Origin of the sequence: Gilliamella sp. BG3, assembly GCF_046635605.1 — a bacterium.
Lineage (GTDB): Bacteria > Pseudomonadota > Gammaproteobacteria > Enterobacterales > Orbaceae > Gilliamella > Gilliamella bombi.
This window is the reverse complement of record NZ_JBIDFE010000001.1, coordinates 84,923-104,275: the sequence shown is the minus strand read 5'-3', so window position 1 is coordinate 104,275 and position 19,353 is coordinate 84,923. Positions and strand designations below refer to the sequence as shown.

16 protein-coding genes and 4 tRNA genes are annotated in these 19,353 nt (G+C 35.3%); 13 read left to right on the top strand and 7 right to left on the bottom strand.

Translation table 11 applies throughout. From position 1 onward, the window contains the following. Positions 1 to 41 precede the first annotated feature (41 nt). The 5 genes from ACGH6S_RS00490 to ACGH6S_RS00470 form a co-directional block, all read right to left on the bottom strand. Positions 42 to 995 carry a tetratricopeptide repeat protein gene (locus ACGH6S_RS00490; RefSeq protein ID WP_085164673.1) on the bottom strand — a complete coding sequence of 318 codons (954 nt, stop codon included), beginning with the start codon at positions 993 to 995 and terminating at the stop codon, positions 42 to 44. Positions 996 to 1,155: 160 nt separating this feature from the next. After that, positions 1,156 to 1,761, bottom strand: coding sequence for a tetratricopeptide repeat protein (locus ACGH6S_RS00485; RefSeq protein WP_065589568.1), 606 nt, complete (start codon positions 1,759 to 1,761; stop codon positions 1,156 to 1,158). A 439-nt stretch (positions 1,762 to 2,200) separates the two neighbouring features. After that, positions 2,201 to 2,276: transfer RNA gene (locus ACGH6S_RS00480), tRNA-Lys, on the bottom strand. Between the two features lie 10 nt (positions 2,277 to 2,286). Beyond that, positions 2,287 to 2,362 (bottom strand) — tRNA-Val (locus tag ACGH6S_RS00475). Between the two features lie 35 nt (positions 2,363 to 2,397). Then, a tRNA-Val gene (locus tag ACGH6S_RS00470) sits at positions 2,398 to 2,473 on the bottom strand. 203 nt (positions 2,474 to 2,676) lie between these two features. Here ACGH6S_RS00470 and ACGH6S_RS00465 point away from each other — a divergent pair. From ACGH6S_RS00465 to tusA, 6 genes are all read left to right on the top strand, one after another. Beyond that, a complete protein-coding gene (locus ACGH6S_RS00465; protein ID WP_065589569.1) occupies positions 2,677 to 3,627 on the top strand; it encodes a PilN domain-containing protein in 951 nt (316 codons plus the stop codon). Further along, a complete protein-coding gene (locus ACGH6S_RS00460; RefSeq protein WP_085164679.1) occupies positions 3,617 to 4,084 on the top strand; it encodes a hypothetical protein in 468 nt (155 codons plus the stop codon). Before ACGH6S_RS00465 ends, ACGH6S_RS00460 begins: the two co-directional genes overlap by 11 nt. A 1-nt stretch (position 4,085) precedes the next feature. Beyond that, entirely contained in the window at positions 4,086 to 4,457 is a 372-nt protein-coding gene (locus tag ACGH6S_RS00455; protein WP_296301415.1) for a hypothetical protein, read from the top strand. Positions 4,458 to 4,590: 133 nt separating this feature from the next. After that, complete coding sequence (locus ACGH6S_RS00450; RefSeq protein ID WP_411578152.1) at positions 4,591 to 5,787, top strand: secretin N-terminal domain-containing protein; 1,197 nt, start codon at positions 4,591 to 4,593, stop codon at positions 5,785 to 5,787. Positions 5,788 to 5,895: 108 nt separating this feature from the next. After that, on the top strand, positions 5,896 to 6,702 hold the full coding sequence (locus tag ACGH6S_RS00445) for a Cof-type HAD-IIB family hydrolase (RefSeq protein ID WP_065589572.1): 807 nt from the start codon (positions 5,896 to 5,898) through the stop codon (positions 6,700 to 6,702). 9 nt (positions 6,703 to 6,711) lie between these two features. Then, the gene (gene tusA / locus ACGH6S_RS00440) at positions 6,712 to 6,948 is read left to right on the top strand and encodes a sulfurtransferase TusA (protein ID WP_065589573.1); all 237 of its coding nucleotides are present in this window, start codon (positions 6,712 to 6,714) and stop codon (positions 6,946 to 6,948) included. 47 nt (positions 6,949 to 6,995) lie between these two features. Here tusA and ACGH6S_RS00435 read toward each other — a convergent pair whose 3' ends face one another. After that, positions 6,996 to 7,400: a protein YgfX gene (locus ACGH6S_RS00435; RefSeq protein ID WP_366940510.1), complete on the bottom strand. Its 405-nt coding sequence runs from the start codon at positions 7,398 to 7,400 to the stop codon at positions 6,996 to 6,998. A 257-nt stretch (positions 7,401 to 7,657) separates the two neighbouring features. Between ACGH6S_RS00435 and ACGH6S_RS00430 the strand changes: the two genes are divergently transcribed. The 7 genes from ACGH6S_RS00430 (at position 7,658) to rlmB (ending at position 16,715) form a co-directional block, all read left to right on the top strand. Further along, positions 7,658 to 10,189 (top strand): penicillin-binding protein 1A, encoded by a 2,532-nt coding sequence (locus tag ACGH6S_RS00430; protein WP_411578200.1) that lies wholly within the window; start codon positions 7,658 to 7,660, stop codon positions 10,187 to 10,189. A gap of 13 nt (positions 10,190 to 10,202) precedes the next feature. Next, on the top strand, positions 10,203 to 10,766 hold the full coding sequence (rsmD, locus tag ACGH6S_RS00425) for a 16S rRNA (guanine(966)-N(2))-methyltransferase RsmD (protein WP_411578151.1): 564 nt from the start codon (positions 10,203 to 10,205) through the stop codon (positions 10,764 to 10,766). Further along, positions 10,766 to 11,035, top strand: a complete 270-nt coding sequence (locus ACGH6S_RS00420) for a DUF1145 domain-containing protein (protein ID WP_085164689.1) — start codon at positions 10,766 to 10,768, stop codon at positions 11,033 to 11,035. Before rsmD ends, ACGH6S_RS00420 begins: the two co-directional genes overlap by 1 nt. Before the next feature lie 72 nt (positions 11,036 to 11,107). Then, positions 11,108 to 11,183, top strand: a tRNA-Gly gene (locus tag ACGH6S_RS00415). Between the two features lie 961 nt (positions 11,184 to 12,144). Further along, positions 12,145 to 13,044: a hypothetical protein gene (locus ACGH6S_RS00410; RefSeq protein WP_411578150.1), complete on the top strand. Its 900-nt coding sequence runs from the start codon at positions 12,145 to 12,147 to the stop codon at positions 13,042 to 13,044. A 422-nt stretch (positions 13,045 to 13,466) separates the two neighbouring features. Beyond that, positions 13,467 to 15,926, top strand: a complete 2,460-nt coding sequence (gene rnr / locus ACGH6S_RS00405; protein WP_411578149.1) for a ribonuclease R — start codon at positions 13,467 to 13,469, stop codon at positions 15,924 to 15,926. 27 nt (positions 15,927 to 15,953) lie between these two features. Beyond that, positions 15,954 to 16,715, top strand: a complete 762-nt coding sequence (rlmB, locus tag ACGH6S_RS00400; RefSeq protein ID WP_411578148.1) for a 23S rRNA (guanosine(2251)-2'-O)-methyltransferase RlmB — start codon at positions 15,954 to 15,956, stop codon at positions 16,713 to 16,715. 959 nt (positions 16,716 to 17,674) lie between these two features. Here rlmB and ACGH6S_RS00395 read toward each other — a convergent pair. Next, positions 17,675 to 19,135, bottom strand: a complete 1,461-nt coding sequence (locus ACGH6S_RS00395) for a catalase (protein ID WP_411578147.1) — start codon at positions 19,133 to 19,135, stop codon at positions 17,675 to 17,677. Positions 19,136 to 19,353 lie beyond the last annotated feature (218 nt).

Sequence of the window (19,353 nt, the reverse complement as noted above, 5' to 3'; positions counted from 1 at the left end):
GTGCCATTTAGTTATTTCCCATTGCCAATATTATATTTTTATTAAAGAAGTTTCTTGACATGTTTACATGCTTCTTGATGGTTGTTTTGGCAAGCTTGTTGAAAGTAATATTTTGCAGTATAGGTATTTATTGCCACTCCCAATCCTTGTTGATAGATAATACCTAAATTGTATTGTGCATCGGCATGATTTTGTTCAGCGGCAAACTGAAACCATCTTCTAGCTTCTGTATAATTTTTTTCAAACCATGAGCCATTATAATATAACCAACCTAAGCTATATTGTGCTTCAGGATTTCCTCTTTGTGCAGATTGAGTGTCTAATTCTACACCTTTGGCAAAATCTTTTTTTAATCCACCTAATCCATTGTAATACATATTTGCTAAATTATGCAGAGCATATATATTGCCTTGCTTAGCTGCTTGTTCATATAGTTCTCTAGCTTTGGTATAGTTTTTTTTGACAACAATTCCAATATAATAAAATCTACCCAGATTGTTTTGAGCCTCTTTATTGCCTAGTTGTACAGCTTTTTCGTAAAAATATTTTGCCTTAACATAGTCTTGGCTAATAGTATTATTATCTGAATTTTGTTCAATTCCTTTTAGATAATGTTTTTTTTCTGCAAATTCGTAAAGTGCCCCTAGATTAAATAGACCTAAAGCATAACCGCTTGAGGCTGCTTTTGCATAAAACTGCTTTGCTTTAAGCAAATTTTTCTTCACGCCGAGACCATAATTGTACATGTAGCCTAAACTTACTTGTGCATCGGCGTAATTTTGATTAGCCGATTTTTGGTACCATTCAATAGCTTTAGCATAATCTTGTTTAACGTTAAGACCGTACTGGTACATATAACCTAACCGGTTTTGTGCTTCGGCACTATTTTGTTCTGTTGCTTTTTTATATTCAACATCAAAGTTATATTCTATATTTTGTGTTGCAAAAATAGGCGTATTTACAAATAAGTATATTATTAATAGTATTTTTTTCATTTAACTGCCTCTTTATTTTGGGCCCAAATTTCTTATTAAAGAATGTTTTTAACTTGTTTGCAAAACTATTTGTGCTTATTTTGATAAGTCTATTGAAAGCAATGATTTAATGTATAGATATCTTTTGATATTTTTCCATTTTGGTGTAACAGATTAATTATTAACAACCGCAATCGTTATTACTAGCTTGCTTTTTCTTGGCCTGTTGTTTGGCTACAATGGCATTAACCTTTTTTGTTACAACATTTAAGTGATCTTTAGCATCGGAATAGTTTTGTTCAGCGGCCTTAGCAAACCATTGTTTAGCTTTAAAATAGTTCTTTTTAACCCCTGTACCATTGTAATAGAGTGTTGCTAATGTATATTGAGCAACGGCATCTCCTTTTTTAGCTGCTTTTGTATCCCACTCAATTCCCTTAGAATAGTTTTGTTTTGTTCCTTGTCCATTATAATACAATAAGGCTAAACTGTGTTGAGCTGCGATATGACCTTGATTGGCAGCCTTTTCAAACCACTCTTTTGCTTTAATATAATCAGGTTGTGCTTTTAATTGCTCATCAAAACCATATTCGAAACCTTTAAATTGCCGTTTTTTAGTATATGAGCCATCAGCGTACATAAGACCTACATGGTATTGCGCCTCTGCATCTTTTTGTTCTGTTGCTTTTTGATATTCTTCATTAAAATCAAATAATGTTTGTTGATCAGCATTAACAGCAATACTAAAACATAAAACTAATGATAGTTTTGCAAAAAACTTTAGCATACAACTTCCTTATAAATTAAATAACTTAATTATTCTATCGTATTTATCTGTTTAGTATAGCGTAATTAAATAAGTTGTTTATTAATTAAATATTGATGTCATGAAATGGTGGGTCGTGAGCAATTATTCGGCACATCGTGTGCCTCACCCCTTCGGGGCCAACACTGCGTGTTGTTCAAATTTGTTCCAGAAAAATTTGTCGAACGCTATCGTTCTCATCGCTTTTTTTACTTAATTAGATTGATTGGACTTATTCAGAAATTGTTTAATAAAATGGTGGGTCGTGAGCGATTATTCGGCACATCGTGTGCCTCACCCCTTCGGGGCCAACACTGCGTGTTGTTCAAATTTGTTCCAGACAAGTTTGTCGAACGCTATCGTTCTCATCGCTTTTTTTTACTTAATTAGATTGATTGGATTTAGGAATTATTCAATAAAATGGTGGGTCGTGAGCGATTCGAACGCTCGACCAACGGATTAAAAGTCCGCTGCTCTACCGACTGAGCTAACGACCCATCTTAAAGATGGTGGGTGATACCGGGTTCGAACCAGTGACCCCCTCCTTGTAAGGGAGGTGCTCTCCCAACTGAGCTAATCACCCCAAGTGTTTCATTACTGAAACATCACGGTAAAGATTGGTGGGTGATACCGGGTTCGAACCAGTGACCCCCTCCTTGTAAGGGAGGTGCTCTCCCAACTGAGCTAATCACCCTTACCGTGTGGATGTGCATTATAAGGCACGACTTATTTCAGTCAACCTTTTTTTTTAAAATTCTCTAAAATCTACTTCGTTCGATTTAATTTTAAACATTTTTTGGGTGATAGTTCGCAAAAATCGCTTTTGTCAGTTTTTATTTAGGAAAAGATGATTATGATTAAGTGATGCTATTATCAGAAACAAGAAGATAATCCATCATGATTTTTAATAAAAGTAGCGTCATTATTTATGTCGAACCTACAATTTTACGCTATAGGATTGAAAATTCAGTTAAGCGAAATGCTACAACAGCCACTAGCGAAGATCTGATTGTATTTAATTATCAAAATGAAAATGATATAGATATTTTTATTGATGAGTTACTAAAAAAAATTTCTGAGCGTGCGGTATTTGAACTTAATTTGGATATCAATTTAATTCAAATACAACAATTAACCTTACCTGATGTAAAGCTAAATTTAAATGAATTGAGTTTATATGTTGAAGCTAACATTTATAAATTATTCCAAGTGTCGGCTAAAAGTGTATTTTTTGATTTTGTTTATTCAACTGAACATACAAAACAAATTACAGTGATGATAGTTGAACGTCATTATATTGAAAATTGGATCAATCTTTTTAAAAAGCATCAACGACTATTAACTTTTGTAGGTTGTCGATTTGAAAATAATAAAGTTAATTTTTTACCTTGGCGGCAAGAGAAACAAACAAAACATCAACGACAATTGACAGGCGTGGTTGTTGGATTTATGGGCATAATAAGTTGTTTGCTCTGTTATTTGTGGGTACACGCTAAAAATGATTTACAAACTTATGATGAAAAATTACTACACCAGCAAAAGATAGTACAAAAATTAACTGAAGAATTAGTTAATTATTTGCCTAATCCATCATTAAGCCAAAAACAAATTCAGCAATCCTTATTATTGCTTTCAGCGCAGTTACCTTCAGTAATTTGGCTTGATTCTTTCTATTATGAACCTAAAAAAGTAGCAATAGAAGGGCAAAGCTTTAGTTATGTCGAACTTACTCATTTTAACCAAAATTTGTTAATGCTAAAAAATATCGCTAAAAGTCAAATAAAGACCGTATCGACCAATAAGAATAATTTATTTTTTGAAATGGAAATGGAACTTAATGAACAGTGATTTTTTCTATCGCCCAGTTTGGCAACAGTACGCATTGTGTATTTTATGTTGTTTAGCATTTTTTGTTATTGTTTATCAACTTTTTATTAAAGAAGGCCAGCAACAAGCTGAGCTAAAGGCCGAGTTATATCAGCAAAAGATTACTGAAATTGAATTGTTACAGGCAAAAGTAAGGCGTTATCAGGCAAGTAAAAATAGTTTATATAGTTTGATATCTGAAAAAGAATTAGCGTTGGCTATTGAACAAAATCATCTAACACTAAGTTCCTTTAAACATTATCAAACTGACAATACGGTTAATTGGGATATTGAATTAGAAGGGCAATTTTTTGATTTTATGGCTTTAATTTCATCATTAACGGATGATTTTTATTATCTTGATTTTCAGAATCTAAAAATCAGCAAGCAAGAACAGCAGTTACAGATCATGTTTACGCTCTTATTTAAAAAGTCATAAAGTGAAACGTTATATCTATCAATTTATTAGTTTATTAATTGTTATCTGTTTTGAACTAAAGGCCGATGTGTCTTTAGGACGAGATCCTTTTCAACAAAATTACTCAGTTTCTTGTAGTGAGCAAACGGCGTTACTGCTTGAACAAATTCAAGTTTGGCATTTTAGGGGAAGCATGAATCAAATTGATCAGAATTATCAGCAAATTTGGTTAACATCTGAAAATCAATGGCTAGCAATAACCGATGATGTGGTGCCTAACGTTTTGTTTCCTTGGCGTTTGCAATCTTTATTAAACGATAAAATAACGTGGCAGGCCGATTTACCTGATTATTGCCATAGTACTGTATCATGGACAATGTCGCTAAATGAATAATAACAATAGTAAGAATCAAAAGCATCAATGGCTAGAACAATGTATTTGCAGATTGATTAAAGCAATAATAAGTTTGTTAGCTGTAATAATTTTTATATTTGTAACAATGATCATAAATACAACTTACGCAAATATGAAGCAATCAGTAAATGTCGATTCGCAACAAAATATCTCAATGACATTCTACCAAACCGACATTGCAATTATCTTACAAGCTTTAGCCGATAATCAGCAGATGAATTTAGTCATGACCGAAGATATACCAATTAAGCAAACCATTAAACTCAACAACGTTGATTGGCACAAAGCGCTAAAGATCATATTAGATTCGGCAAATTTACAAGCCGAAATTGACGATAATATTTTGTTCGTATCTAAAGCGATAGAACCAGAAGTTTTATTGAAAAAACAGCAATCTGAACAAAGAGAAAAAGAATTAAACCAACCACTTAATTCTTTGCCTATAGCTGTTAATCATGCAGACCCAGCCACCTTAATTGAAACAATTCAACAACAAGGATTATTATCAGAACGGGGCAAGATTACGCTCGATAAGCGGACAAATTCGCTTATCATTACCGATTTAGCTAAACAATTTGCTAATATCCAAAAATTAGTTAAAACACTGGATAAACCAATGCCTCAAGTTCATATTTCAGCGCATATTGTTACTATGAATGAGGAGAGCATGTCAGAGCTGGGTATAAAATGGGGATATTCAGGAAAATCATCGCAATTATTAGATAAGTTCGATGTGGGGCTTGGAGCTAGTTATCCCTCCACAACTGTAGGTTTTAATTTGGCTAAAATATCTGGTCATTTACTTAATTTAGAGTTATCAGCGCTCGAATCTGAAAATCAACTTGAAATTATAGCCAGCCCAAATTTGTTAACAGCCAATCAAAATATGGCGTCGATAAAACAAGGTACTGAAATTCCTTACGAGGTTTCTAGTGGTAGTAATGGTGCAACATCTATTGAATTTAAGCCTGCGGTGTTAGGGCTAGAGGTCACACCGAAAGTAATAACAGATGATAGGATGATTTTAGACTTATACATTACGCAAAATACGGCTGGTCGCTCAATAAAACGTAGTGATGGTGGTGAGGCAATAGCTATTGATACACAAGAGATCAAAACACAAGTTCAAATAAAAAATGGCGAAACAGTAGTTTTAGGTGGTATTTTTCAACAGCTTAACACCAATGGGCAACAAAAAGTACCTGGTGCGGGCGATGTGCCCATTATTGGAAATATATTTAAATATAATAGAAAAAAACAGCAAAAACGAGAGTTGGTTATTTTTATTACACCGCAATTGGTTGAGTAAATGTTAACGGAGTTGTATCATACTTTAACTTGTTTTAGCAGTTGCTTTGATAAGTAAATATTGTTTTAAAGTATATTATTATTACCATTAATTATAAAAGTAGAGAATATTATGCATGTTGTTGCTTCTGATTTAGACGGTACTTTATTAACTCCTGAACATAGCTTATCACCTTATACCAAGCAAGTCCTTCAAGCGTTACGTAAAAAAGGCATTCACTTTGTTTTTGCAACTGGCAGACACCACATTGATGTCGCTCAAATGCGTGAAAACATGGAAATTGACGCCTTTATGATAACAGCAAATGGTGCTAGGGTGCATGATAGCGAAGGTAATCTAGTTTTTAGCCAAAGTATTTCCCCATCGCTTGCTAGTGAAATAGCTAAAATGAGTATGGATGATCCTTTAATTTATACTCATGTATATCGTGGTGATCATTGGTTAATTAATAAGGAAGATACATATTCATTAGAATTCTTTCGAGACACAGATTTTACTTATCAATTATTTAATCCACTTAATTTTGACACTAGCGATGTTGCTAAAATTTATTTTACGACAACGGATAATGCACTTTACCCGCATTTAGTCCAATTAAAGAATCGACTTGATGCAAAATTTGGTGACAAACTTAGCATTGCTTTTTCAACCCTAAATTGCCTTGAAGTGATGGCCGAAAATGTGTCTAAGGGTAGTGCACTAAAAAAAGTGGTAGAAAAATTAGGTTACAGTTTAAAAGATAGTATCGCTTTTGGTGATGGCATGAATGACTACGAAATGTTAAAAGCCGCAGGTAAAGGTTGTATAATGCAAAACGGAAGCTCGGAATTAAAATCATTATTGCCTGAGTTAGAGGTTATTGGCTCTAACGCTCAAGATGCTGTACCACATTATCTAAGTAAACTGTTTTTATAATTATTAAATATGAATATAACTATTGACAAAGAACTCAACACGCTTGGATTGCGTTGTCCTGAACCTATTATGTTAATTAGAAAAGCGATCCGAGAACTATCTATAGGACAAGTTCTTTATGTGATCGCTGATGATTTTGCAACTACTCGTGATGTACCTAGCTTTTGCCGCCATATGGATCATCAATTACTGTCATTGCAAATAGAATCTCAACCTTATCAGTATTGGATCAAAAAATCCCATTAGTGTAACGATTTTTATGGCAAAAAGTTTCAGGAAAGTAGGTGTTTGTGTCAATTTAATTCGATTTGCTTTAAGTAAAAACGTAATGTACGCCAATCATTAGGTTGAAGATTATCAACCATTAATAATAGCGTACAGCGTTTGCCATTATGTCGTGATTTTAAGTTTAAAATAATGATATAACGAAATATCAACGGTCTATGCATTAAGTACCAACGTTGTTTGTGCCAGTATATTTGATTGATACAGTGAAATAGCGCAAATTCGTCTTTAATAGTTTTGAAGTAACACAGACTGTGCCACCATTCTATTATTAATAATAGAATAATAACAAAGGTATAACAATTTAAGTATGTGTTAGCAAACATAACTAAACAAAGTGCGATTAACACTGAGTAAAAAAGAGTTGAAATCAGTAATTGTATCTTTGATATGCTAAGTTTTATGCTCCACATAATTCATTTTTTACTTTAGTTAAATTAGGATTATTTCATTCTTTTGCAAAAAATTACTTAAAATAAAGACAAATATGGGAGATAATGCGCATAATTTTTGTGTGTTTTAATAAACGAGCGATCAACCATAGACATTTTTTTTAATGTCAATGTGAAGATCCAGAACTGAAGATAGTGTTACTAAATTTGGCGCAGAGAGAACTCTCGTGCCATTATTTTTGCCTTAAAATTTAGAATAGGAAAGATTTGTGATATTAATTAGAGTGTTAAAAATTATTCTAAAATTATTCATTGGCTTATTTCTTTGTGGCTTAATTATTGGTATTGCAGGTTATGCTCATTATTCAAAGGATCTTCCTGATGTCACTACATTAAAAGATGTTCGACTTCAAACACCAATGCAAGTATTAAGCAAAGATGGTGAATTAATTGCCATTTTTGGTGAACGGCGTAGAACCCCTCTGAAATATGATGAAATTCCTCCAATAGTTATTAATGCGGTCATTGCAACTGAAGATGCTCGTTTTTATGAACATTTTGGCATCGATCCAGTTGGTATTGCTCGAGCGATGTATATTGGTTTAAAGCAGAAAGGATTTTCTCAAGGTGGCAGTACAATTACGCAACAAGTCGCTAAGAACTTTTTCTTAACACCTGAAAAAAGTATAGCGCGTAAAGTCAAAGAAATGATTTTGGCTATCCGTATGGAAAAAGAGTTATCAAAAGAAGAAATCATGGCACTATACCTTAACATGATTAACTTCGGATCGAGGGCATATGGTGTTGCTGCTGCATCTTATACTTTTTTTGGTAAAACACCTGAACAGTTAACTGTTGATGAAGCGGCTTTATTAGCTGGTTTACCAAATGCACCATCAGCTTACAACCCAATTTCACATCCAGAACGAGCATTGACTAGACGCAATTGGGTACTAGGACGAATGCTAGATCAATCCTATATTACTCAAGCAGAATATGACGAAGCGATTAAAAAACCGTTAGGCGCTAGCTACCACTCACCACAAATTGAGTTTTCGGCGCCTTATGTTGCCGAAATGGCACGTCAATTTATGTACGACAAATTTGGCGAAAATGCCTACACAGATGGCTATAAAGTCTATACAACTATCTCAAAAACCGATCAAATAGCTGCAACAGAAACAGTGCAAAAGCATATTATTGAGTATGATACCAGACATGGTTATCGTGGTGCTGAAAAAGTATTATGGCAACCAGACGAAGTACCATGGAATTCTGAACAAATCCAGCAAACTCTTAATAAATACATGTGCTATGGCGGAATATGCCCAGCGGTGGTCATGACATCTTCAGATAAAGAAGCAACAGCGGTATTATCTGATAAAAGTAATATTACTATTGCATATCAAAACATGAAATGGGCGCGTCCATTTATTAGCGATACAAGACAAGGCGCTTACCCAAGAAAAGTCTCTGACACCATCAAGGCAGGACAGTTAATTTGGGTCAAAAAAACTGATGATAATTGGGAATTATCACAAATTCCAGCTGTTAACGCTGCGCTAGTATCACTTAATTCAGACAATGGTGCAATCAAAGCGATTGTTGGTGGTTATGATTTTAATTTGAGTAAATTTAATCGAGCAACACAAGCACTAAGGCAATTAGGCTCGAATATTAAACCATTTATTTATACCTCAACATTAGAGCAAGGTTTAACAATGGCTACGCTTCTTAATGATGCACCAATTGTTCGTTCTGCGGGTAGTGCTACATGGCGTCCTAAAAACTCACCACCTACCTATGCAGGACCTTTACGTTTAAGAATTGGCCTAGGAATGTCTAAAAATGTAATGATGGTAAGAGCATTGCGTGCAGTTGGTATAGATTATGCCGCAACTTATTTAGAGCGTTTTGGATTCCCTAAAGAAAACATTTCTCATAATGAATCGTTAGCTTTAGGTTCGGCATCATTTACGCCATTGCAAGTGGCAAGAGCTTATTCGGTGATCACTAATGGCGGTTATTTAATATCACCATATTTAATTGAAAAAATTGAGGAAAATGATGGTAAAGGTCTAATTTATCAGCATCAACCTTTAATTGCTTGTCACAATTGTACTGACGATGACGTCATTGTAGGGGCCACACCAGTATCACTTGATAATGTTGAAAATGAATCAACCGAATTAGGTAATGAAGAGCCAGAGCAAGAAAATCTAAAAGCAGATGATAATATAATTTTACCTGATATTGATACTGAAAATAAAGTCACTGATGTAACACCAAAATACGCACCGCATACGGTAAATAGTGGTATTGCATTTATTATGAAAGATGGTCTTCGATCCATCGTATTTGGTGGTTCAGATTGGCAAGGTACTGCATGGCGTGTAAAAGCATTGGGTAGAAAAGATGTCGGTGGTAAAACTGGGACAACTAACTCATCTAAAGACGTTTGGTTTTCTGGATTTGGTGGCAATATTGTAACTACTGTTTGGATGGGATTTGATGATCATCGCCGTGACTTGGGGCGAACTGTCCGAGCTGAAGCAGGGGCTGTAACCGCAAACCCAATATGGGTTGATTATATGAAAGTTGCCCTAAAAGATGTACCAGTAATAGAAGATGTAAAACCTGCAAATGTTATTTCTGTTACTATTGATCAAAAAACAGGTTTATTACCTCAATCTGGATCTAAAACAATGTCAGAGTACTTTATAAAAGGTACCGAACCAACGACTTATGCAACCCAAGAGGTGGGCACGAAAGTAACAGATTCAGAAGGTAATACTTCAGAACTATTCTAATAAAGGATTTAGCATGAATGGTTCAATAAGAATTATTGGCGGAAAATGGCGTGGGCGTAAATTGTCGGTACTAGACAAACAAGGATTACGCCCAACCACCGATCGAATCAAAGAAACTCTATATAACTGGTTAATGTCAGTTATACATGATAGTGATTGTTTGGACTGCTTTTCGGGTAGTGGCTCATTAGGTTTTGAAGCAGCATCCAGAGGAGCCCAAAGTGTTACTTTGCTCGAAAAAGATAAACAAGTAGCACAGCTACTTAGCAAAAATAAACAGATTATTGCTAGCAACGCAATCGACATTTATCATACTGATACTTTACAATGGCTAAACAGGCCAGCAGTAAAACAGTTTGATATTGTATTTATCGATCCGCCATTTCATCAATCATTAGTCGCAAAAACGGTTAACGAACTTGAAAATAACAACTGGCTAAAACCGTTGGCTTATATTTATATTGAAACAGAAATACAGCATGATCTAACAACTTATATTCCAACTAATTGGCGCCTACATCGTGAAAAAATTGCAGGGCAAGTTCACAGCTATCTATTTATACGAGAAGATAATTAATGTTCATCTTTATTGGTAAAACTTTATACTCATTAATGTGGTTATTTTTATTATTTAACTTAATCCATCCATATCCAAAACCGGCAAATGTTGTTGCCAATATTGGCTTAATCGCCTTTACTGTTACTCATGGTTTACAAGCATGGATGTTAAACTCAACCATGACCAAACAAGAAAAACAACAAGACAAATTTAAAGTGTTACGGCTATTTTTATTTGGTGTTTTTGAATCACTTAGTTGGAAAGATAGTTTGAAAGACAAAAAATAATAATAAAAAGAGGTTGCGAGATACAAAAATTTTTGTATAATGCTCACCACTTCTTACGAAGCACCTCAATAAGCGGGAATAGCTCAGTTGGTAGAGCACGACCTTGCCAAGGTCGGGGTCGCGAGTTCGAACCTCGTTTCCCGCTCCAATAAAATATCTATTTAGTATAAAAGTAAATTTATATCCCATACGGTGTTAACTAACGAAAGTGATTAGTTGTGTGCAAGGCACAAAAACACAGCAAAAACATTGTAATAAAAACAGAAATTAGCTAATAATTACTTAAATTAAGTAAAATAAAAAAACTTCAATAAAATCAATAGTCTACCTGAGCTATTTTAGAGAAAACACACAACACGGCAAGGTTAATCTACCTATCTTTTAACTGTGTCGGAGTGCTTTGCTGATAGACTGAGGGCAGCACGCCAAATAGGACTGTTTGGTGAGTTTGTGCTTTGTTAGGGATGCCAATTTATCAGGAACAACTTGGCACTTTTTAGCAAAGCAAATAGGCTTAAAAAAGGCGAATATCATAATGATTCGAGTAAATCATACCGATGGTTAAGAGCGAGAGCGTTGGGTACCGTAGTTCATATTTTGTATCTCATGTGAGTTGTAAGATGTTACGCTCAAAATTCTTAAATTAAACGTTACCACCAATATCAGTTATTCCGACAAAATTCAAAAGCTATAAAGCTAACACCATATTTTAATTATAAAATTAACCTATCTATAAAGTCGAATTGTTTTATCTTTACATTTCTTTACAAAAAATCCGCTAAAAAACTAGCCAACTATTTTTTAAATGGTTATACTTTTATCGCTATAGGAAAACAAGCTTATTAAATAAGCGAATAATTATAAAAATTTAAATAAAACAAATCATTACTTGACAGGTGAACCATAATGCATTATCATTTTAGACACCAGACACCAGACACCAGCACTGGCAAACCTATGTCTTAAATTTATCAAATAATCCTATTCGACGAGTTTTTACACAAAACTTATTTATATCTTCCAAATTATTTCTCAACGAATTATCGAAATTATCGCTCAAATCACCTAAATCACCTAAAACAGCTCTGCTAGTATCAGCACTGTTATTATTGTCATTGTCATGGAATGTACAGGCGAATGACAAAAAGTATCGAGCGGGTAATCGTAGTGATGCAATAATATTACTATCCGAACCATTACCAGCGGAGCCAGTTATCAAGTATGCAAGACCGAATCTACAAATGGATGACGGCAAACACGCAGGCCCTGCTAACATATGGAATCCTAAGAAGGGCTTCTTAGTTCAATCAACCAATCCTGGATCATATAACCTCAATTTTCCAACTACAGGTGCGGATAATTTATATTTTGATTTACTCATTACAGGAATAGATGTAAGAGAATTGACATGGGCACCTGTCAGGCATGAGGGAATTACTGCAAGCGTGATAAATGTTGTACCCAATGATCACTGGATTCCTTATGAAGATAGGGGACAAGTTGTAGCACGCGTTAAGCTAACAGGTCCAGAGGCAAGAAATCAATGGTACAATCCTCATCCTAACCTAATTACTAAGCCACAGTTACCGCAGACGTTTGAGTTAGTGGGTAGAGATATATATGGCGGTGAGGTAGTAAAATATGGATTTGTATTAAGGCAGTGGTTCGTCAATCGGGGAGGTAAGATAGATAACCATTCTAATCAAACCACATGGTGTAATAGTTTGGGTTATCGAATGCCACGGGTAAGAGATTTAACCAATTCAAACTATAATAATTTAGGTGCAACACCTAGTTCATCAGGTAATTCTTACATGCGTCACATAGGCGCTGGCTTTTTCACGGAGTGGGGCCGCATGTACAACTACACTGATGCGGGCTTCGTCGACGGCTACTACTGGACGAGCGACGCGACAGGTAGCAACCGGTTCGATGTCTACTCGTACGACGGCAACGTCGGCAGCCTCAGTGCCAGCTACTTCCGCTATGGCCTTTGCACCGCACCTTAGTTTTTAGCGTTTGGTACTTAATCTTTAGATCTTGAGACGAAAGGGAGCTTATGGTGTAAATAACTGAGAGTTATGACTTATTCTAACCTAGTGAGGTTTAGGACGTTTTATTTGGCAAAAACAAAATGCCCTAAACCAAACATCTCTATAACTATTTTCATAATATTGATTTAAAAATTATCATTAATATAAATCAACATAATACGATTTATGTAGTATTGTAAAACAATTATCTACTGAATTATGATTCTTTAGCAGTGCCATTAAGGCTCAATACGTTATTTTGATGCAGATTTAGATGTTTTTTATGTTTTTATAAATTATTTTATAGATTTTGATTCTTGGTTATAAATTGAATCTTCATTTTAAGTTATACGACTCTGTGTTATGCTACAGTTAATATTAGTCACAGGATATTCCTTATGATAAAAGATCCTTTTTTTGACCGCGAAGCCGAGAAGTATGATTCCCCAATTGCCAGTCGAGAGCTTATTTTAGATTACCTTAAACAAGAAGCAAAGCCTGCTAGTTTAGAAAAAATTGCTCAAGCTGTTGATATTAAAAATGAAGAGCAAAAAGTGGCATTGCATCGTCGTTTGCGCGCAATGGAGCGTGATGGACAAGTAGTTTTTACACGCCGTAAATGTTATGCCTTGCCTGAAAAATTTGATATGGTTAAAGGCAGTGTGATTGCGCATCGTGATGGATTCGGTTTTTTACGCGTTGAAGGAAGTCCTGAAGACTATTTTTTATCACCGGAGCAAATGAAAAAAGTTTTACAAGGCGATGTAATCTTAGCTCAGCCAATGGGAACTAAATATCGCGGAAAAATGGAAGCTCGTGTTGTGCGAATTTTAGAGCCACGCAATAATCAAATTGTTGGGCGGTATTTTATTGAGCAAGGTGTTGGTTTTGTTGTCCCTGATGATAGCCGTTTAAACTTTGATATTTTAATTGCGGGTAAACCTAGCCGCACGGTTCGTATGGGAACGGTGGTGGTGGTTGAGTTACAACAACGCCCTGAACGCCGTCAAAAAGCTGTTGGCATTATAAAAGAAGTGCTCGGTGAAATGATGGGGACTAATTTGGCGATTGATATTGCTCTGCGGAATCACGAAATCCCTTATGAATTGCCAAAGGCTGTTGAAAAAGAGGTAAGCAAGTTCACCGAACAAGTGCCAGAAAGCGCTAAAAAAGGGCGAAGAGATTTGCGACAATTACCTTTGGTAACAATTGATGGTGAAGATGCCCGTGATTTTGATGATGCGGTTTATTGCCAAAAAAATCGTGGTGGTGGCTATCGGTTATGGGTGGCTATTGCAGATGTGAGTTATTATGTTAGACCAGGTAAGGCGTTAGATAAAGAGGCTTGTTTACGAGGTACATCGGTTTACTTTCCTTCACGAGTTGTACCAATGCTTCCAGAAGCATTATCTAATGGGCTTTGTTCGTTAAATCCGCAAGTTGATCGCTTATGTTTAGTTTGCGAAATGACGGTGTCTAATCGTGGGCGGTTGACGGGGTTTGAGTTTTATGAAGCGGTAATGAACTCGCATGCTCGGTTAACGTATACTAAAGTGGCTAAGATTTTAGATGGTGATGAAGAACTTCGTGAACACTATCATGAATTAGTCCCTCATCTTGAAAATCTTTATGGACTTTATAATGTGCTTGATAAAGCACGGGTTACCCGTGGTGCAATAGGATTTGAATCAGAAGAGCCTAAATTCATCTTTAATGCTGATAAGCGTATTGAAAGTGTCGAGCTAGCACAGCGTAACGTGGCACATAAAATCATTGAGGAGTGCATGATTTTAGCCAATGTTTCAGCGGCAAAATTAGTGATTGGTGCCCAAGTGCCATCATTATTCCGTGTACATGACAGACCTGATGAAGATCGAATGAGTAACTTGCGCAGTGTATTAAGTGAACTTGGTTTATCACTTGGTGGTGGTGCAAGTCCTAAACCTAAAGATATTGCTGAATTAATGAAAGTGGTTGAAACACGCCCTGATCATGATATGTTGCAAACCGTGATTTTACGCTCTATGAAACAAGCTATTTATGATCCAGAAAATCGAGGACATTTTGGTTTGGCACTTGAGGAGTATGCACATTTTACTTCGCCAATTCGCCGTTATCCTGATTTGCTTTTGCATCGTGCTATCAAATGGATTTTAGCTGATGAAAAACATAAAACCAGTAAAACAGGGGGGTATCGTTATGATACAAATGAAATGCTTTACTTTGGTGAACACTGTTCAATGACCGAACGACGAGCTGATGAGGCAGTACGTGATGTGGTGGATTGGCTTAAGTGTGATTACATGCAAGATCATGTAGGTGAAGTATTTAACGGCTCTATTTCAAGCGTGGTTAATTTTGGTTTCTTTGTGCGGTTGGACGATCTATTTATCGATGGTTTAGTGCATGTGTCATCGCTTGAAAATGATTACTATTTTTTTGATGCCTCGCACAATCGCCTAGTTGGTGAAAATACACGTTTTACTTATCGTTTAGGCGATAAAGTGCAAGTGAAAGTCGATAATGTTAATCCAGAAGAACGTAAAATTGATTTTTCATTGGTTGGCAGTAATAATAAGCCAAAACGTCAGGGTAAAACGGCAAAAGATAAGTCCAAACAAGTCAAAAACGATCAAATTGCCGATTTACCAATAAAACGAAAAGGCAAAAAATCAACCAGTAAAAAAAGTAGCGCGAAGCCAAATACTAAGCAAAATACTAAACCAAGTACTAAATCAAGTACCCCAAAAAAGGCAAAATCGAACGCTAAATCAAGCATGAAAGCAAGTGCTAAAGTTGAAGTGAAAGCCAAAAGTAAAAAACGTAGTAAATCTAAATCAACCAATAAAACTAAATAGTTAATAAAATAAAAGAGTAACAAATAAATGAGTGAAACAGTTTATGGCCTGCACGCCATTGAAGCATTATTAGCACGTTCGCCAGAAAGAATTATTGAAGTATTTATTATTAAAGGGCGTGAAGATAAACGACTTCTTGCCGTTGTGCGTCAATTAGAACAACTTGGCTTGCCTGTAAAAATGGCTAATCGTCAATGGTTAGATGAAAAGTCAAAAAACGGCGTGCACCAAGGTATTTTAGCCATGGTTACGCCGAATCGAGGTTATCAAGAAAATGATATACCTTTGCTCATGGAACAACAGTCAAATCCAGTTATTTTAATTTTAGATGGTGTAACTGATCCGCATAATTTAGGTGCATGTATAAGAACTGCTGATGCTGCTGGTGTCGATTTTATTATTGTACCAAAGGATCGCTCCGCACCGCTCAATTCAACGGCACAAAAAGTTGCTTGTGGTGCAGCTGAAAGCGTGCCTGTGGTTAGGGTGACCAATTTGGCTCGTACAATGCGAATGCTGCAAGATGAGTACCAAGTTTGGATTGTGGGCACCGCTGGAGAAGCTGATAGAACGCTTTATCAAACAGACTTCTATAAAACATCAACACAGACCGCACTTGCATTGGTAATGGGTGCTGAAGGTGAAGGTATGCGTCGTTTAACCAAAGAACACTGTGATGAATTGGTGAGCATTCCAATGGCAGGTATTGTGTCATCACTAAATGTATCGGTTGCAACTGGTGTTTGTTTATTTGAAATTGTTCGGCAAAAATCAGCTATCAGAACCTAATTTAGATGGTTATAACCGTATTGGTTACCTAACTGATTAAGTTTCATACGAAATCAATAGATTAGTTGAACTTCAATACGGTTAATTAAAACAATCGTAAAAATATATTAGCAAACATCTTTTTTATTAGCATGAATTTTTCATTTGTCTTTAAAAAATTAAATAAACAAGTGAGTATAATTTTGTCAAAAAGTTTCAGGTAACCCTACGTTTCAGTAAAAAATATTGTTTTTTAGATCGTTAAATGCTTTTTAACAAGTTGCGATCTTATTTTTATTTATACTCGTGCGTACTGCCTAATATTTTATCTATGGGGAAACATCTATTATTGCTTGAAAATACATTTCTTATATATTTTTTCAATCCAAAAAATTGAGTAGTGACAGCACAATAAAATAGCTGGGTATATTATAAAATTAAGCGTGATCCATGCTGATATCAGCAAATCAATACCAATCGAATTGATTAAATAACGCTGATATAAATAAGGATATCGAATTAACCGAGGGATAATCATAAAAATAAGGCTAATTAAAATGCCAATAAGTAAACCACAAAAGACTAAACCTGACGGTTTTTTTATTTTGTTTAAAATGAAGATTGAAATAAGAATAAAACAGAAATAACACAAATAACACAATCCATAATACATTAAATAATAATATTCAGGTGTATGGTATTGTTTTTTGATAAAACGATAACACCATTGATAACTTAGCAATCCTCCGACACAATTAAACAACAATATAACAATTAGATTAATGATTTTCATCGGATAATCCTTTTAACTTCAATAAGTTATATGATTTTACTGTAATTTATGCTAATAATATGTGACTTTGCTAAATTAATGAAGTGTTTTTATAAATTTTATAACGTGATCAATTTATATTTGTGTATTTAGTTACAGCCAATAATTAAAAATGCCGACTAAAATTGTCGGCATTTTATTTTAAGTACTAGCTTTTTATTAGGTCAATATCAATGCCTAATCCTTTGGCAATTCCAGTTCCATAGTCAGGGTGCACTTTATAGAAGTGTTTGAGCTGTCTGATTTGAATGTCTCGATTCACGTTTTTCATAGAGCCAACGATATTATCAATAAGCAGTTGTTTTTGCTCAGGCTGCATTAAATTAAATAATGCGCGTGGTTGTGAGTAATAGTCGTCATCAACACGATGATCGTGCCTGTCCATTGTGCCAGCTGGTACATGCATTGGCGGTTCGGCATATTGTGGTTGTTGTTTTGGTGCGCTATCGACGCTATTAGGCTCATAGTTAGGAGCATTATCTGGACTATAAAAGCGCATTGCGCCATCGCGTTGATAATTATGAACAGGGCATTTTGGAGCATTGATCGGTAGTTGTTGATAATTAGTTCCTATACGATAACGATGTGCATCGGCATAAGCAAAAATTCGACCTTGAAGCATTTTATCTGGTGATAAACCCGTTCCTAGCACTACATTACTTGGTTCAAATGCTGCTTGTTCAACTTCAGCAAAATAGTTTTCTGGATTACGATTCAGTTCCATTACGCCGACTTCGATTAATGGGAACTGTTTTTGTGACCAAACTTTAGTAACATCAAATGGGTTTTCAGGATGGTTGTTAGCTTGTTCTTCTGTCATTACTTGTATGTAAAGTCGCCATTTTGGATAATCTCCTCGCTCAATGGCTTTGAACAAATCTTCTTGTGCTGAATCTGGATTAGTTCCATCCATTTCTGCTGCTTTTTTAGGATGAATGTTTTTTATTCCTTGCTCAGTTCTGAAATGCCATTTAACCCAAGTGCGAACGCCATCTTTATTGATTAAGCTATAAGTATGGCTACCATAGCCGTGCATATGGCGGTAACCATCAGGGATTCCGCGATCAGAAAATAAAATAGTAACTTGATGAAGTGATTCTGGTGATAAAGACCAAAAATCCCACATCATTTGTGGATCTTTTAAATTAGTTTTAGGGTCACGCTTTTGAGTGTGAATAAAATCAGGAAATTTGAGTGGATCACGAATAAAAAATACAGGTGTATTATTGCCTACTATATCCCAGTTGCCTTGGTCTGTGTAAAATTTTACTGAAAATCCACGGGGATCACGTGCCGTATCTGATGAGCCTCGCTCGCCTCCTACTAACGAAAAACGAGCAAAAATTGGAGTTTGTTTACCAACATTGGCAAATAGGCTAGCGTAAGAATATTTGGAGATATCGTTGGTGACTGTAAAGGTGCCGTGTGCGCCGGAGCCTTTGGCGTGGACTCGTCTTTCAGGAATATTTTCACGGTTAAAATGGGCGAGTTTTTCGATAAGTTGAAAATCATCTATCAATATTGGACCTTGGGGACCTGCAGTTCGGGAATTTTGGTTATCGGCTATTGGTGCGCCGTTATTAGTGGTTAGTACTTTTTTGTCTGACATTGCAACACTCCTTTCTAGTATATTAAAGCGCTTTTGTAAATTAAAATAATCAATTAATTAATTTTTGAATTTAAAATTACTAAAACATATATATGGGACGGTAGTGCATAGTAAAAAGCTGGATATTGTGGGTTTTCAATACGTTAAAATATATTTAAACTCACAACATCTAATTTATATCTATAAATTTGTGTATTTCTAAATTTAAGGTTCTCAAT